This window comes from Saccharopolyspora cebuensis (assembly GCF_039542665.1).
GTDB lineage: Bacteria > Actinomycetota > Actinomycetes > Mycobacteriales > Pseudonocardiaceae > Saccharopolyspora > Saccharopolyspora cebuensis.
Map to the genome: position 1 here is coordinate 742,996 of NZ_BAABII010000003.1, position 15,156 is coordinate 758,151.

Here is a 15,156-nt window from a genome sequence, read left to right on the forward strand (position 1 = left end):
TGCCGCCGGCCTGGCATCGGGCTTCCCGGGACGCTCGGGCGCGGTGCCCCTCCTCCGCCCGCGCCGAGCGTCCCCGGTCGTGCGGCGGACCCGGCGCCGGGTCCGCCGCACGACCTCCCGGGGCGGCGAACGCGGTGTTCGGCTCGGCCGGTAACGCCCGCGTCGATCTTCGCGACGAGACACGTGTCGGCACGGTGCCGATGACTGGAGGGGGATGCATGCCGCGAGTGGACGCGTCGTGGTTGACCGCGGTGGTCGCGCTGATCGCCGCGGTCTTCGTCGTGCTGGTCGGTGGTGAAGGGGTCGAGGTCGACACCGGCCACCCCGCCACCTACCCCGGGCGGGTCACCACCCAGCCCTGAGCGGCGAACGCGGGCGGCTGGGGGATCGGGCACCCCACCAGCCGCCGTCCGCGCCCGACGGCGACCGCCGATCAGCGATGTCGGCGGTCGCGCCCCGGGATCACACCCAGTCGAAGGTCTTGGTGACCGCCTTCTGCCACTGGTGGTACTCCTTCTCCCGGCGCTCGGTGGGCATCGCGGGGTCCCACTGCTTGTCCTTGGCCCAGTTGGAGCGGATGTCCTCCTCGCTGCTCCAGAACCCGACCGCGAGACCCGCCGCGTAGGCGGCACCGAGCGCGGTCGTCTCGTTGACCACCGGACGGATCACCGGCACGCCCAGGATGTCGGCCTGGAACTGCATGAGCAGCTCGTTGACCACCATGCCGCCGTCGACCTTCAGCGACTTCAGCGGCACGCCGGAGTCGCGGTTCATCGCCTCGATGACCTCGCGGGTCTGGAACGCGGTGGCCTCCAGCACCGCGCGCGCCAGGTGCCCCCGGTTGACGAAGCGGGTCAACCCGACGATCGCCCCGCGCGCGTCCGAGCGCCAGTGCGGGGCGAACAGGCCGGAGAACGCCGGGACGAAGTAGGCGCCGCCGTTGTCCTCGACATCGCCCGCGAGCTGCTCGATCTCGGGGGAGCTGCCGATGAGGCCCAGGTTGTCGCGCACCCACTGCACCAGCGAGCCGGTGACCGCGATGGACCCCTCCAGGCAGTAGACGGTGTCCCGCTCGCCGATCTTGTAGCCCACCGTGGTGAGCAGACCGTTCTCGCTGATCACGCGCTCGGTGCCCGTGTTGAGCAGCACGAAGTTGCCGGTGCCGTAGGTGTTCTTCGCCTCGCCGGGGGCCAGGCACGCCTGCCCGAAGGTCGCCGCCTGCTGGTCACCGAGGATGCCCGCGATCGGCACGCCGCCGAACACGGCGCGCTTCCGGAAGTGGGCGTAGACCTCGGAGGAGGACCGGATCTCGGGGAGCATCTCGATCGGAACCCCGATCTCCTCGCAGAGCTCCGGGTCCCACTGCAACGTCTCCAGGTCCATCAGCATGGTCCGGGAAGCGTTGGTCGGGTCGGTGACGTGCAGTCCGCCGTCCGGACCACCGGTGGAGTTCCACAGCACCCAGGTGTCCATGGTGCCGAACAGCAGCTCGCCGTTCTTCGCCCGTTCCCGGGCGCCGTCCACGTTGTCCAGGATCCAGCGGGCCTTGGGGCCGGAGAAGTAGGTGGCCAGCGGCAGCCCGGTCTTGCGGTGGAACCGGGTCTGCCCGCCCGGCCCCTCGCCGAGTTCGGCGACGATCTCGTCGGTGCGGGTGTCCTGCCAGACGATCGCGTTGTAGATCGGCTTGCCGGTGGCCTTCTCCCACACCACCGTCGTCTCGCGCTGGTTGGTGATGCCGACGGCGGCGATGTCCGCGGTGGTCAGGTCCGCCTTGGCCAGCGCCCCGGCGCAGACCTGGCGGGTGTTCTGCCAGATCTCCTCGGGATCGTGCTCGACCCAGCCGGCCTGCGGGAAGATCTGGCGGTGCTCGATCTGGTCCACCGAGACCACGGAACCCGACCTGTCGAAGACCATGCACCGGGTCGACGTCGTGCCCTGGTCGATGGCGGCGACGTAGGAGGTCATCTCGTTCTGCCTTCCTCTGCGGGGCGGTTGGATCAGGTGGCCGGCAGGGCCAGGGCGAGGGCTCCCGCGAGGATCCCGCCGATGGCGGGGCCGGCGATCGGGATCCAGGAGTAACCCCACTCCGCGGAGCCCTTGCCGCGGATGGGGAGCACCGCGTAGACGATGCGCGGGCCCAGGTCGCGGGCCGGGTTGATGGCGTACCCGGTGGGACCGCCGAGCGAGGCGCCGATGCTCACCACGATGAAGGCCACCGCCGCGTAGCCGAGCGCGGCGTTGCCGAACTCCGGAACGCCGGGCGAGTCACCGGGACCGGCCTGCGGGCTCAGGATGATCCACAGCACCAGGACGAACGTCCCGATGATCTCGGTGATCAGGTTCCACGGGGCGTTGGGCACGGTCGGGCCGGTGCAGAAGATCCCCCGGGTGCTCCCCGGGTCGTCGTGGGTGTCGAACTGCAGCTTGTACGCGGCCCAGCACAGCACCGCGCCGATCGCGCCGCCGATGACCTGCGCCACGATGTAGACCGGCACCTGCTCCCACGGCGTCTGGCCGTTCACCGCGAGGCCGAGGGTGACGGCCGGGTTGATGTGCGCATCGGTGGGGGCGGCGACGCTCGCTCCGGCGAACACGGCGAAGCCCCACCCGAAGGCCACGAGCAGCCAGCCGCCGTCGTAGCCGAGGGACTTCCGCAATTGCACGTTGGCGACCACGCCGCACCCCAGGAGGGTGAGCGTCGCCGTCCCCATGAGCTCCCACAGGAAGATCTCGCCAAAACTCATACCGCGTTCCCCTTGTCATGCCGCCGTTGGCAGGGGCGGACACAGGTGACTGTCCGACCTGGAGAGTCGGGACGGTACTGCGGCATGGCAGCACGTGTCCATGACTGCCGCCACTCGTAGGACACCGCCGTCCTGTACCGCCCGACCCGGACCTTCGATGATCCGCCACGGCCGCCGGGGAGCTGGAGACAGGGGTACGCACTCGGCCGCGCGGCGCTTGCGGTGGCGGCACCAGCCATGTCCCCTCCTCATCGAGCGGGCGCCCGCCTCACCGCGGACAGCCGAGTGGTGTCACACTAGAGATGTGAAAAGACTCAGTGCAACCATCTCAGGATGAGGTTTTCACCGAAGTTCGCGGTTGCGGGAGTCGCACGGCGGGTAGTGTTGAGGTCGCGCGGGGCGTGGTGCAGCCCTGGCGCGGATCAGTGAGGGGAAGGGCCATGCCGGGGAGCTCGGGGCGCCGTCCGTCCAGCAAGCAGCAGGACCGCCGGCGCCGGATCACCGAGCTCGTCATGGACGCGGGCACGTTGCGGATCGACGACCTGGTGGCGACGGTCGACGCCAGCGCCATGACGGTGTACCGGGATCTCGCCGACCTCGAGGCCCAAGGGCTGGTCCACCGCAACCGGGGCAACGTCTCCGCGGCCTCGTCCCTGCTCTACGAGGCGGCCTCGGAGTACCGCCTGCAGCAGAACCAGGCGGAGAAGATCGAGATCGCCAAGGCCGCGGCCGAGCTCATCGAGCCGGGCCAGGCGATCCTCCTCGACGATTCGACGACCGGGGTCTACCTCGCTCGGCTGCTGCCCGAGCGCGCGCCGATGACCGTCGTGACGAATCACCGCGGGGTCTTCGACGAGCTGGCCGGCGCCCCCGGCATCCACCTGGTGTGCGTCGGCGGCGACTACCTGCCGTGGGCGGACGCCTACGTCGGCGGGATGGCCCTGGACGCGCTGCGCAACCTGCGCGTGGACCTGGCGATCATGTCGGTCTCCGCGGTGACCGACGGCATCTGCTGCTACCCGCAGCAGGAGATGGTGCAGATCAAGAAGGCGATGCTCGCCTCGGCCCGGCGCCGGGTGCTCTACGTCGACCACACGAAGTTCCGCAGGCGGGCGCTGCACGCGGTGGCCCCCGCCGAGGACTTCGACGTGGTCATCGTGGACTCCCAGACCTCGGCGGCCGACGTCGAGGTGCTCCGGGAGCGGGGCGCCGAGGTCGAGCAGGCGGGCGCCGGAAGTGCTGGGACGGGCACCGGAGGTGCTGGTCGGGCATGATGACCACTGCAGGACGTATCGGCGCCGGGTCCGGTTCCGCGTCGGCGGTGGGACGCGATTCGAGCGAGGAGGACGTCTGGTGTCCAAGGACAGAAGCGACAGCGAAGCGACCCGCCTGAACGGGCGGCTCGGACCGGAGGACCGCACGCGGAACTGGCGGCGCCTGGGCGACGAGGAGTTCGACGTCGTCGTGATCGGCGGCGGCGTCACCGGTGCGGGCGTGGCGCTGGACGCCGCCACCCGGGGGCTGCGGGTGGCGCTGGTCGAGGCCCGCGACCTGGCGTCGGGCACGTCGTCCCGGTCCAGCAAGCTGTTCCACGGCGGTCTGCGCTACCTCGAACAGCTCGAGTTCTCGCTGGTGCGCGAGGCGTTGCGCGAGCGCGAGCTGATGCTGAACCGGATCGCGCCGCACCTGGTCAAGCCGGTCAGCTTCCTCTACCCGCTCACCAAGCGGGTGGTCGAGCGGCCCTACACCGCGGCGGGGCTGTTCCTCTACGACACGATGGGCGGCGCCCGTTCGGTGCCGGGCCAGAAGCACCTCAGCCGGGCCGGTGCGCTGCGCATGGTGCCCGCGCTCAAGCGCAACGCGCTCATCGGCGGCATCCGCTACTACGACGCCCAGGCCGACGATGCGCGGCACACCATGATGCTGGCCCGCACCGCCGCCCGCTACGGCGCCGTGGTGATGAACTCGACCCGGGTCTCGGGATTCCTCCGGGACGCCGACCGGATCGCCGGCGTGCGGGTCGAGGACGTCGAGACCGGTGCCGAGACCGAGGTTCGCGCCCAGGCCGTGATCAACGCCACCGGCGTCTGGACCGACGAGCTCCAGGCGCTCTCCGGCGGACGCGGCCAGTTCCGGGTGCGGGCCAGCAAGGGCGTGCACATCGTGGTGCCGAAGGACCGGATCGTCTCCGAGACGGGCATGATCCTGCGCACCGAGAAGTCCGTCCTGTTCGTCATCCCGTGGGGCAGCCACTGGATCATCGGCACCACCGACACGGACTGGCACCTCGACCTCGCCCACCCCGCGGCGACCAAGGCCGACATCGACTACCTGCTGGAACACGTCAACGAGGTGCTGGCCACGCCGCTGAAGCACGAGGACATCGAAGGGGTCTACGCCGGACTGCGCCCGCTGCTGGCGGGGGAGAGCGAGGAGACCTCGAAGCTGTCCCGGGAGCACGCGGTGGCGCGGGTCGCGCCCGGCCTGGTGGCCATCGCGGGCGGCAAGTACACGACCTACCGGGTCATGGCCGCCGACGCGGTGGACGCGATCAGCCCGGACCTCACCGGCCGGGTGGCGCGGTCCATCACCGACCGGGTGCCGCTGCTCGGCGCCGACGGCTACCACGCGCTGGTGAACCAGGCCGACCAGTTGGCCGCCGAGCACGGGCTGCACCCGTACCGGATCCGGCACCTGCTGGACCGCTACGGCTCGGAGATCCACGACGTGCTGGCGGTCGCCCAGGGCCGTCCGGAGCTGCTCAAGCCGATCCCCGAGGCGCCGAACTACCTGCAGGCCGAGGTGGTCTACGCGTGCAGCCACGAAGGCGCGCTGCACCTGGAGGACATCCTGACCCGGCGCACGCGAATCTCCATCGAGTACCCGCACCGGGGCGTGGAGTGCGCCGAGCCGGTCGCCAGGCTGGCGGCCGAGGTGCTCGGCTGGGACGAGGAGCAGATCAGCCGCGAGGTCGAGCTCTACGTCAAGCGGGTCGAGGCGGAGCGCGCGTCGCAGACCGAGCCCGACGACCAGTCCGCCGACGAGCGGCGGTCGGCGGCCCCGGAGGCGCGCGAACGGCTGGAGGAGACGACGCGCTCCTGACCGGCGCCCCGACGCGATCGGGGAACGCGGGTGCGGACCATGCCGGATCGGCTACGGGTTCGCGGCGGGCGTGCAGCGCCCGCCGCGGACCGGAGGGAATGCCCGTGGGAAGGCGAACCACGTAGCGGAGCGGCATCAGGGGAACATCGCTCGGTGGTGGCCGCGGCTCCGGCCGCACACCCACCACCGAGCGGTGGCTTCCCCGCGCACCTCGCGGGCGGACCCGGTCCGGCAGTTCCGCCGCCGGACGACCGCATCCGAGGATCGCGTGCCGCCCGCGAGATCGCATGCGCCCCCTGAAGGTGGATGACGCCCGCGGCGCACGGGATCGCGGCCGGGGACGACCGCTCGAACGAAGGTGGACACCGGTCCGAACAGGCCGCTGCCCGATGACGCTCCCCGCACCGGGGCCACCGGTCCGAATGGCCCGTCATCCCGAACGGCCGGTCATCCCGAAGGTTCCACCGTCGAACGGCCAGCCGCCCGGACCGGCCGGTTCGGACGGTCACCCGGTGAGGGTGGCGAGGAGTTCGTCGAGGTGGGCGGCGAGCTGCCTGCTGTCGGCGGGGGCCAGGGTGCTCCAGAGCTCCCCGGATGGGGACGCGCGGCGGAGCTGCAGGTAGCGGCCGTAGTCGTTGTCGAAGGTCCCGATGGTGTGCGCGCCGCGGTGGCGACGCCCCAAGCGGTCCCGCGCCGCGACGCCGAACTGGCCCTGCGCGGTGACCTCGCCGACCATGCCGGTGAGGTTCTCGGCGTCCTCCGCCCGGACGCCGCGTCGGCGCAGCGCGGCGGGCAGCCGTTCGACGCCGTCCCCGGCTTCCGCGGCGGCCGCGTCGAGGTCCGCGCTGCGCAGCGACACCGAACGACCTGGTCCGGCGACCGCCGGGGGCAGCACCGACACCGCTTCCCGGGCCAGCCCGGACGCCGCCGCGCTCCGGAACTCCAGCCGGTCCGCCTCCTTGACCACCAGAACCGCCCGGTCGGCGGCATCGTCGGCGGCGGCGAGCACGCGCACCCCGCGGCCGAGCCAGAGCCGACCGTCCACCTCGCGGTCCGGTCGGGCCAGCAACCGCAGCGCGTCCTCGACCGCGGTGTCGAGCCCGGTGGCCGAACCGAGGTCGCGGGCCGCCAGCGAACGCCACGCGGAGTCCACCAGTTCGGCCCGCTCGACGTCGGTGCGCCCCGGGGACGGGACCTTGAGGACCAGCGGCATCGCCTCCAGCCCGAGGTGTTCCACCAGGACGTCGAATTCCAGCGCGGACAGGCTGAACCGCTCGACCCGGCCGGTCGAGATCGGCATCACCCGGGCTCGCCCCCGATCACCGGACGGGAGAAGGTCTGCGGCTCGTCGAAGAAGCCGCCCCGGCCGCCGACCTGCTCGGTCACCGACCGGTCCACCTGCTCGCCGGACGTGCGCCTGCGGGTCGGGGAGAACGTGCCGTCGCGGTGCCGGGCGGAACCGCCGCGGCCGGTCGCGCTCCCGTTCCGGGCGGACCGCTCGCCCCGCCCGGCGGGGGCGCTGCCCAGCGGAGCGCGCGGGGCCGGGGCCGTCGGGGTGACCGGGGCACCCCAACTGATCGTGACCTGCTGCCCGGCGCCCGATGCGCCGCCCCGGCCCACCGGCGTGTCGACCACGACCTGCGGCGGCGGCGTGAAGGAGGCCAGCGAGGTGGTGGTGGCCCGGGTGGAGGCTTCGTAGGCGCGCATGACGTCGAACGCCCGCTGCTCGGCGGCCCGCTGGCGGGCCTCCTGGACCTCGTAGTCGGTCTGCCCGCCGAACAGGTGGGTCAGCAGGGTCACGGCGGCGCTCGGCTCCTCGGCCGGTGCCTCGACGGGCGGGGGCATGTCGCGGCGGGCCTTGCTGATGTGCTCGGCCTGCTGCTCGGCGCGCTCGCGCATCACCTCGGCCGCCTGCTGCGCCTGCGCCGCCCACTCGCCGAGCGGGCGCAGCCCACCTTCGGCGCTGGTGGCGGCTTCGCCCCGCCAGCCGGCGCGCGCGGTGGCGACCGCGGCGGCCAGACCGCTGTCGATCTCGTCGAGCGCGCGGGTCAGCTCGGACCAGCGGCGGATGCTGTCGGTGGACCCGTCGGCGCCGGGCCCGTCGTTGATCTGGGCGAACAGCTCGGCGTGGCTGTAGCCCTGCCAGCGGTGTTCGGCCATCAGCAGCCCCCGGCCATGCCGACCGCGTTGTCCTCGTCGATCACCCGGTACTGCTGCCCGGCGCGTTCGAGCGATTCGGCGGCCGCCTGCAACTGGTCCCGGTACCCGCACAGCGCGGTGAGGGCGTCCTCGCCACCGCCCAGGGACCGGTCGTTGAACTCCCCGGCGGCGTAGCTGCTGATCGGGTCCCCGGCCCACGGCCGGATGCGCAGCTCCGTGATCGCGTGTTCGATCTGCACACCGACCGAGTCCAGCGATTCCTGCAGAGCGCTGACCAATTTCGGGATGGACGACGGTTCGACCTGCACGGATCCGCCGGAATCGCCCGGCGAGCCCGCGTAACCGTCGCCGGTTGGCGAACTGAGCGGCACGTTTTTCCCCTCCCAAGGTGAGAATCCGTCCGCGCTGGACGCCCGGGATGGCGGCGATGCGGGTCACCGCGCCGGGGTCGGGCGCCGCGAGCGGACCGCGCCGGTTCGGCAGCGCCGGGCCGCTCGGTGCGAGGACGGCTTCTCGGACGTCCGCCGATCACTGTAACCACCACCCGTCACGGAGGGGAGTCCTACAGCTGCGGTGAGTGCCACCCCGAATTGGGTGAAGATCGCTCGTGTTGCCGCACGCTCAGCGATCGGTGCTGGTCATCGTCTCGGAGGTGGGTTCCGTTGTGGAGGTCTCCGGCGCGGCGAGCGTCGCGACGGCGTCCTCGGCGACCCGCTGCGCGCCCGCGCACAACTGGTCCACCGGCGGTGGGGGCTGCCCGCCGTCGTCCCGGTAGAGCACGTCGAGGTGCTGCCCCTCGGCGACGTCCACCGCGACGTTGCAGGACAGGTCCAGGCCGGGCGTCTTGATGACCAGCGCGGGGAAGCCCTCGACCACCACGGGCGTCGCGGACACCTGCGCGGTGTCGTCGGTCCACACCCCCATGCCTTCGGTGGTGATCAGCGCGAGCCGGGCGCCGACCTTGGCCGTGCTGTTGCGGTAGCTGCAGGTCGCCGCGTCGCCGAACCCGGCCTCGGAGTCCGGGATCGGTTCGCGGTCGAAACCGAGCTGGGCGCGCTGGTCGGCGGTGAGCAGCTCGCACGGGTCGACACCGTCCAGCCCGATCTCGAACGGCCGGGGCGGCGGTGGCGGCGGCGTGCTCGACGTGGTCGGCGGCGGCGCCGGTGGTGGCGAAGCGGTCTCGGCGGCGTGCTCGGACTGCGTCGGCCCGCATCCGGTGAGGACGAGAGCGGCCAGCACGCCGCCCGACGCCACCGCCCTCCGCGAGGTGTCCATCTGAACACCGTAACGAAGCCGTGCCGCGGGCGTGCGAGCCCTCACCGGCGCAGGCCCCACCAGATCACCCCGGCGACCGCGATCAGCACCAACACCAGGGGCAGGCGCACCAGCAGCAGCGCGCCGCCCAGCAGCGCGGCGCCGACCAGGACGAGGCCCCGGAACCGGCCTGGCGCGGCGCGGGCCGGCGCGGCGCGCTGCGGGCGGGGTTCGGGCAGGTCGGTGAACAGCCGGTCCAGGTCGCGGCGGTAGCGCGCGTCGGCCGCCGCGCGGCAGCGCTCGTCGTACTCGTGCACGTCGAGTCGCCGCGCCGACAGGTGCTCGCCGAGCATCCGCATCACCTGCTCGCGCTCGGGATCGCCGATCCGCAGCTCGCCGCGCCGCCGCCCTTCGTCCACGGCGCCATCCTACGGCGGCGGGATCAGCCGGTCCGGCGCCACAGGGAAGTGACCGCGACACCGACCTCGGCGAGCAGTGACCGGGTCAGCGGCAGGCTGATGCCGAGCACGCCGGAGGGATCGCCGTCCACGCCCTCGATGAACCAGCCGCCGAAGCCTTCGAGGGTGAACCCGCCGGCGACCTGGAGCGGCTCCCCGGTGGCCACGTAGGCGTCGAGCTCCTCCGGGCTCGGGGTGCCGAAGTGGACCGCGGTGCTCAGGTGCCCGTCGGCCCGCGCCACCACCTCGCCGTCGCGCAGCCGCAGCACGCCGTGCCCGGTGTGCAGGTGGCCGGTGCCCCCGGCGTTGGCCGCCCAGCGGCGGGCCGCGACCTCGGCGGTGCCGGGCTTGCCGACCACCTCGCCGTCGCCCATCAGCAGCATCGAATCGCAGCCGACGACCACCGACTCGCCGGTGTCGGTCGCCTCCCGCGCGACCGCCTCCGCCTTGGCCCGCGCCAGCGCGGTGACGAGCTCGGCCGGGGCGGGATCGGTCAACCCCGCCGCGACGGCGTCCTCGTCGACACCGGACACCCGGACCACGGGGTCGATGCCCGCCGAACGCAGCACGGACAGCCGGGCGGGGGAAGCCGAAGCGAGCACGAAACGCACACCGGAACCCTATCGGCCACGAGCCGCGGACCGGCCGCGCGTCCCGCGCCGACCCGGGTGCGGGGCGCCATGTCGGATGAAGGTGTCCCTCGCTCACCACCCGACCAGGTGGCGGACGCCCGTGCGGCTCCCGGGCGAGGGGTCGCCCGTCGCGGTGGCGCCCGGCGCGGCGTGGTCGGGGGCGGGTTCTTAGGCTGGACGGGTGTCGACTCCCGTGCTGCTCAGCGCCGACCGGTTGCGCGCCCGCCTGGTCGACGGCGGCCCGTACGCGGCCCTGGACGTCGTGACGGTGACCGGGTCCACCAACACCGACCTGGTCGCCGCCGCCGTCGAGGGCGCACCGGACCGCGCGGTGCTCATCGCCGAGGAGCAGAACTCCGGTCGCGGCCGGTTGCGGCGCCCGTGGCACTCCCCGCGCGGCTTCGGCCTGCACGTGAGCGTGCTGCTGCGCCCCGGGCTGCCGCCGTCGGGCTGGTTCCCGCTGCTGGCGGGGGTGGCGCTGGCCGAGACGGTGCGGCGGACCACCGACGTGCCCGCCGCGCTGAAGTGGCCGAACGACCTGCTGCTCGGGTCCGGGCAGCGCTGGAGCAAGGGCGCCGGGATCCTCGCCGAGGCGGTGGCCGGGGGCGGCGGCACGGCGATCGTGGTCGGCATCGGCGTCAACGTGCACCACGCCGCCGCCGACCTGCCCACCGGCGCCGGTGGGCTGCCCGCGACGTCGCTGGCCGCCGAGGGCGCCGACGTCGACCGCGAGGAGTTCGCGGTCGCGCTGCTGGACGCCGTGGCCGAGGTGGACGACCGGTGGCGGGCCACCGGCGGTGACGTGGTGGCCTCCGGGCTGCTGGACCGCTACCGCCGGCTGTGCGGCACCCTCGGCCAGCGCGTCCGCGTCGAGCTCGGCGAGCGCGACCCGCTGGTGGGCACCGCCGTGGACGTCGACCGGCACGGCAGGCTGCTCGTGCACGCCGACGGCGAGGAGGAACCCGCGCCGGTGTCGGCGGGCGACGTGGTCCACCTGCGCCCGCTGTGATCAGCCGTCGCCGCGCGGCGCGGCCGGTACCGTGATCGACGACGGTCGAACGGGCTGAGGGAGGGGGAACCGGTGGCCTACCCGGATGACCTGCTCGCCGACGACGAGCACGTGGTGGTGCACACGCACCCGCACTGGAAGACGCTGGTGCTGCCGGTCCTGGCGCTGCTGCTGGTGGTGGGCGGCGGCTCCTACCTGGCCGCCCTGGTGGCGCCGCTGGCCTGGAACGCGATCGGCTGGGCGGTGATCAGCGCGGTCGGCGGTCTGCTGCTGATCTGGCTGGTGCTGGTGCCGCTGGTGCGCTGGCGCACCACCCACTTCGTGCTGACCACGCACCGGTTGATGGTCCGCGAAGGCGTCTTCACCCGCTCGGGCACCGGCATCCCGATGTCGCGGATCAACTCGGTGCGCTTCCGGCACGGGCTGATCGACCGGGTGCTGGGCTGCGGCACGCTGGTCGTGGAGTCCGCCTCGGACGAACCGCTCGAATTCGATGACATCCCCCACGTCGAGCAGGTCCACACCTTGCTCTACCGGGAGGTCGACGACGATCCTCGGGAGACTGCGAGGCGGGAGGAGACCTGATGGGTGCGCGGGTGCCGGGACTGCCGATGCGGGTGCCACCGCCGGAGCGGGGCGAGCTGCCCGAATCGGTGACGATCTGGGAGGTCGGGCCCCGCGACGGGCTGCAGAACGAGAGCACCGTCGTCCCCCTCGAGGTGAAGCTGGAGTTCCTGGACCGGCTGGCCGACGCCGGGCTGCGCGTGCTGGAGGCGACCAGCTTCGTGCGGCCCGAGTGGATCCCGCAGCTCGCCGACGCCGCCGACCTGCTCGCCGGGCTCCGCGCCGCACCGGGCGTGCGCTACCCGGTGCTGGTGCCCAACGCGCGCGGCCTGGACCGCGCGCTGGAGGCGGGCGTGCGCGACATCGCGGTGTTCGCCGCCGCCACCGAGACCTTCGCGCGCCGCAACCTCAACCGCGGCCTCGAATCGCAGTTCGAGATGTTCGAGCAGGTCGTCGGCCGGGCGACCGGGTCCGGGCTCACCGTGCGCGGGTACCTGTCGATGTGCTTCGGCGACCCGTGGGAAGGCGCGGTGCCGGTCGAGCAGGTCGTGGCCGCGGGCAAGCGGCTGCTCGACCTCGGTTGCGCGCAGCTCTCCCTCGGTGACACCACCGGCGTGGCGACCCCGGGCCACGTCGAGGCGCTGCTGCGGGCGTTCGGCGCGGCCGGCGTCGGGGTCGACCGGCTCGCGGTGCACTTCCACGACACCTACGGGCAGGCGCTGGCCAACACCTGGGCGGCCTTGCGCTGCGGGGTGCGCACGGTGGACTCCTCGGCGGGCGGCCTCGGCGGTTGCCCGTACGCGGAGTCGGCGACCGGCAACCTCGCCACCGAGGATCTGGTGTGGATGCTCGACGGGCTCGGCGTCGAGCACGGCGTCGACCTGGACGCGCTGGTGGCGACGAGCGCCTGGATGGCCGGGAAGCTGGGGCGCCCCAGCCCCTCGCGCGTCGTCGGAGCGCTGGCGCCGTGACCGGACCGCTGCCCGCCCTGCGCACCGCGCAGGGCCGCCCGGTGCTGGTGTGGCGGTGCGAACGGCCGTGGCTGGCGGTGTCCTCGGCCAGCTTCGGCGGCGGGATCGGCCTGCGGCACTGGGTGTTCAACTGCACCGTCGTCGACGACTACGATCGGCCCGACCCGCCCGCGCACATCGCGGAGCTGGCCGCGGAGCTGGGGCTGGCGCACGACGGGATCGGGCTGCTCACCGCCGTCGACGTGCGCCACGAGGTGACCGCCGTGGACTCCGGGGTCCGGGCCAGCGTCACCACCGGGGTCGGGCAGCCGGTGTGGGCCGCCGCGCCGCAGCAGGAGGAGGTGCGCACCCCCGGCACCATCAACGCGGTGTGCTGGTCGCCGGTCCGGCTCGGCGAGGCAGCCCTGGTCAACGCGATCGCCACGGTCGCCGAGGCCAAAGCGCAGGCGCTGGCCGAAGCGGGCGTCGACGGCACCGGCACGGTCACCGACGCCACCGCGGTGCTGTGCCCCGCCGACGGCGATCCGGAACCCTACGGCGGACCGCGCTCCCGGATCGGCGCGGCCCTGGCGCGGGCCGTGCACGCAGGAATCAGCGCAGGGCTGAGAACAAGCAACCCCCGCTACCGCGGGTTGTGAAAGTGTTGTGGTCCGGTTGCTCAGCGGTGCGGGTGGCGGAACCTCAGCTGTCTTCTCGCTCCGGGCGCCCTTCTTGATGTATGCCAATACATAGCGTCAGGGCGTCCTCGCGAGAAGACCGCTGAGAACCCGCGGCGGTGCCAGTGGCGAGGGTGGGGCAAAGCGGAAGCGGCTTCGCCGCTTGCCTGACGGTGGTTCCGTTTGTGCGCGAGTGCGGAAGCGGCTTCGCCGCTTGTCCTGCGTGGGGTGGGTTTTCAGGCCCTGGTGCCGAACATGCCGAGGAAGGTGAAGCGCAGCACCCGGTCCGGGCCGCGGTCGGCGGTGCCGGTGATCTCGACCAGGCCGAGGCCCGGCTTGCTCTTGGACAGCCGCCTGCTCAGCACTTCGAGCTGGAAGTGCAGCACGTCGCCGGGGAAGACCGGGGCCGTCCAGCTCAGCTCGTTGCCGCCGGGCGAACCCTGCGAGGTCGAATCCGCCAGCACGTGATCGACGTAGGCACGCATCCACAGCGACGCGGTGTACCAGCCGGAGGCGCACAGGCCCCCGAGCACCGAGTTGCGACCGGCTTCCTCGTCGAGGTGGAAGGGCTGCGGGTCGAAACGGCGGGCGAACTCCAGCATCTCGTCGCGATCCACCTCCACCTTCCCGAGGTCGACGACGCGGCCGGGCGTGAGGTCTTCGTAAGCGATCGTGGCCATCACGCCATTTTCCCGCCGCCGCGCCGAGCAGCGGTGGAGAGAGTCCTCACAGGCGAGCGGAACCGGGCCGCGGCGCACCGCGTCCCACCGACGAGCGCCCGCACCGGAAGGGGAGCCCGTGCCCACCGACCACCGCGCTGCCACCGGCGAGCGCGGTCCGCGCGCCGTTCGGACCGGTGCCGCACGGGGCCGTTGCGGGCAGGGGCGACAATGGCGCGAGCGGTTCGGACGGGACCCGGACCGCGACCCGGCAGGACCCGGCGGAACGGACGTGAGCATGGACGGTTCCCGCGCCGACGGCGCAGACCCGGCCCGCGGTTTCGGTGAACTCGCCGACCGCGCCGAGCGCATCGCCGACGCGCTGCGCCGCGCGCTGTCGGACGCCGGGGAGTGCTGGGGCCAGGACGATGTCGGAACGGCGTTCGCCGCCGCGCACCGGGACCCGGCCCGGTCCGCACTGGAGCGGGTCGCGGCCCTGCCCGAGCGGCTCCGGGACTTCGGCGCAGCGCACCGCGACGCCGGGCAGGAGTGAGCGATGGGCATCGAACTCCCCGCTGAACTGCGCGAGGTCGCCGCGCTCGCCGGCGCGCGGTGGCCGGAGGCCGATGAGGACGCGATGCGCGGCACGGCGCTCGCCTGGCGGGAGGCCGCCGACGCCCTGGACGCGCTGGCCCACGACGCCGCCGCGACCGCGTCGGCGGCCTTCGACGCGCTCGGTCCGGAAGCCGCGGCCGCGGCCCGGCAGGCGTGGTCGACCGGGGAGGACGGCGCGGTCGCCGCGGCGGCCGAGCAGTGCCGCGCCGCCGCGGACCGGTTGGCGCACGCCGCCGAGCAGGTCGGCGCGGCGAAGTCTCGCCTGGTGCGGGAGCTGGCGGCGCTGGCCCGGCGCGTCGACGAGGCGCGGTCCGCGGGGCGACCGGCGGGGG

At 73.4% G+C, this 15,156-nt stretch carries 18 protein-coding genes; 9 read left to right on the forward strand and 9 right to left on the reverse strand.

What is annotated here, in order from left to right; all coding sequences use genetic code 11:
• Positions 1 to 218 precede the first annotated feature (218 nt).
• Positions 219 to 362: a hypothetical protein gene (locus ABD976_RS06185; protein ID WP_345358482.1), complete on the forward strand. Its 144-nt coding sequence runs from the start codon at positions 219 to 221 to the stop codon at positions 360 to 362.
• A 100-nt stretch (positions 363 to 462) separates the two neighbouring features.
• Here the strand turns inward: ABD976_RS06185 and glpK are convergent, their stop codons facing one another.
• Positions 463 to 1,965, reverse strand: a complete 1,503-nt coding sequence (gene glpK / locus ABD976_RS06190) for a glycerol kinase GlpK (protein WP_345358485.1) — start codon at positions 1,963 to 1,965, stop codon at positions 463 to 465.
• A 32-nt stretch (positions 1,966 to 1,997) separates the two neighbouring features.
• Positions 1,998 to 2,744 (reverse strand): MIP/aquaporin family protein, encoded by a 747-nt coding sequence (locus tag ABD976_RS06195; protein ID WP_345358488.1) that lies wholly within the window; start codon positions 2,742 to 2,744, stop codon positions 1,998 to 2,000.
• A gap of 440 nt (positions 2,745 to 3,184) precedes the next feature.
• On the opposite strand from ABD976_RS06195, the gene ABD976_RS06200 reads away from it, so the two are divergent.
• On the forward strand, positions 3,185 to 4,018 hold the full coding sequence (locus tag ABD976_RS06200) for a DeoR/GlpR family DNA-binding transcription regulator (protein ID WP_345358491.1): 834 nt from the start codon (positions 3,185 to 3,187) through the stop codon (positions 4,016 to 4,018).
• A gap of 79 nt (positions 4,019 to 4,097) precedes the next feature.
• Positions 4,098 to 5,846, forward strand: a complete 1,749-nt coding sequence (glpD, locus tag ABD976_RS06205) for a glycerol-3-phosphate dehydrogenase (RefSeq protein ID WP_369774720.1) — start codon at positions 4,098 to 4,100, stop codon at positions 5,844 to 5,846.
• Positions 5,847 to 6,351: 505 nt separating this feature from the next.
• Here glpD and ABD976_RS06210 read toward each other — a convergent pair.
• The 6 genes from ABD976_RS06210 to ABD976_RS06235 all read right to left on the reverse strand — a co-directional run bounded on the left by ABD976_RS06210 (position 6,352) and on the right by ABD976_RS06235 (position 10,329).
• A complete protein-coding gene (locus ABD976_RS06210) occupies positions 6,352 to 7,146 on the reverse strand; it encodes an ESX secretion-associated protein EspG (protein ID WP_345358494.1) in 795 nt (264 codons plus the stop codon).
• The gene (locus tag ABD976_RS06215; protein WP_345358497.1) at positions 7,146 to 8,006 is read right to left on the reverse strand and encodes a PPE domain-containing protein; all 861 of its coding nucleotides are present in this window, start codon (positions 8,004 to 8,006) and stop codon (positions 7,146 to 7,148) included. The genes ABD976_RS06210 and ABD976_RS06215 overlap by 1 nt, the downstream gene beginning before the upstream one ends.
• Positions 8,006 to 8,314, reverse strand: coding sequence for a hypothetical protein (locus tag ABD976_RS06220; protein ID WP_345358500.1), 309 nt, complete (start codon positions 8,312 to 8,314; stop codon positions 8,006 to 8,008). Before ABD976_RS06220 ends, ABD976_RS06215 begins: the two co-directional genes overlap by 1 nt.
• Positions 8,315 to 8,627: 313 nt before the next feature.
• Positions 8,628 to 9,281 carry a DUF3558 domain-containing protein gene (locus tag ABD976_RS06225; RefSeq protein WP_345358503.1) on the reverse strand — a complete coding sequence of 218 codons (654 nt, stop codon included), beginning with the start codon at positions 9,279 to 9,281 and terminating at the stop codon, positions 8,628 to 8,630.
• 41 nt (positions 9,282 to 9,322) lie between these two features.
• Entirely contained in the window at positions 9,323 to 9,679 is a 357-nt protein-coding gene (locus tag ABD976_RS06230; RefSeq protein ID WP_345358506.1) for a DUF1707 SHOCT-like domain-containing protein, read from the reverse strand.
• 23 nt (positions 9,680 to 9,702) lie between these two features.
• Positions 9,703 to 10,329, reverse strand: coding sequence for a Maf family protein (locus ABD976_RS06235; RefSeq protein WP_345358509.1), 627 nt, complete (start codon positions 10,327 to 10,329; stop codon positions 9,703 to 9,705).
• 202 nt (positions 10,330 to 10,531) lie between these two features.
• Between ABD976_RS06235 and ABD976_RS06240 the strand changes: the two genes are divergently transcribed.
• From ABD976_RS06240 to ABD976_RS06255, 4 genes are all read left to right on the forward strand, one after another.
• Positions 10,532 to 11,359, forward strand: coding sequence for a biotin--[acetyl-CoA-carboxylase] ligase (locus tag ABD976_RS06240; protein WP_345358512.1), 828 nt, complete (start codon positions 10,532 to 10,534; stop codon positions 11,357 to 11,359).
• 72 nt (positions 11,360 to 11,431) lie between these two features.
• Complete coding sequence (locus ABD976_RS06245; RefSeq protein WP_345358515.1) at positions 11,432 to 11,944, forward strand: PH domain-containing protein; 513 nt, start codon at positions 11,432 to 11,434, stop codon at positions 11,942 to 11,944.
• Positions 11,944 to 12,894, forward strand: a complete 951-nt coding sequence (locus ABD976_RS06250) for a hydroxymethylglutaryl-CoA lyase (protein WP_345358518.1) — start codon at positions 11,944 to 11,946, stop codon at positions 12,892 to 12,894. Before ABD976_RS06245 ends, ABD976_RS06250 begins: the two co-directional genes overlap by 1 nt.
• Entirely contained in the window at positions 12,891 to 13,532 is a 642-nt protein-coding gene (locus tag ABD976_RS06255) for an adenosylcobinamide amidohydrolase (RefSeq protein WP_345358521.1), read from the forward strand. Before ABD976_RS06250 ends, ABD976_RS06255 begins: the two co-directional genes overlap by 4 nt.
• 254 nt (positions 13,533 to 13,786) lie before the next feature.
• On the opposite strand, the gene ABD976_RS06260 is transcribed toward ABD976_RS06255, so the two are convergent.
• Positions 13,787 to 14,230: a MaoC family dehydratase gene (locus ABD976_RS06260; RefSeq protein ID WP_345358524.1), complete on the reverse strand. Its 444-nt coding sequence runs from the start codon at positions 14,228 to 14,230 to the stop codon at positions 13,787 to 13,789.
• Positions 14,231 to 14,501: 271 nt separating this feature from the next.
• Here ABD976_RS06260 and ABD976_RS06265 point away from each other — a divergent pair, with 271 nt between their 5' ends.
• Both ABD976_RS06265 and ABD976_RS06270 read left to right on the forward strand, forming a co-directional pair.
• A complete protein-coding gene (locus ABD976_RS06265) occupies positions 14,502 to 14,762 on the forward strand; it encodes a hypothetical protein (RefSeq protein ID WP_369774718.1) in 261 nt (86 codons plus the stop codon).
• Between the two features lie 3 nt (positions 14,763 to 14,765).
• Positions 14,766 to 15,156, forward strand: a 391-nt coding sequence (locus ABD976_RS06270; protein ID WP_486374960.1) for a WXG100-like domain-containing protein, incomplete at its 3' end; no start/stop codon positions are given.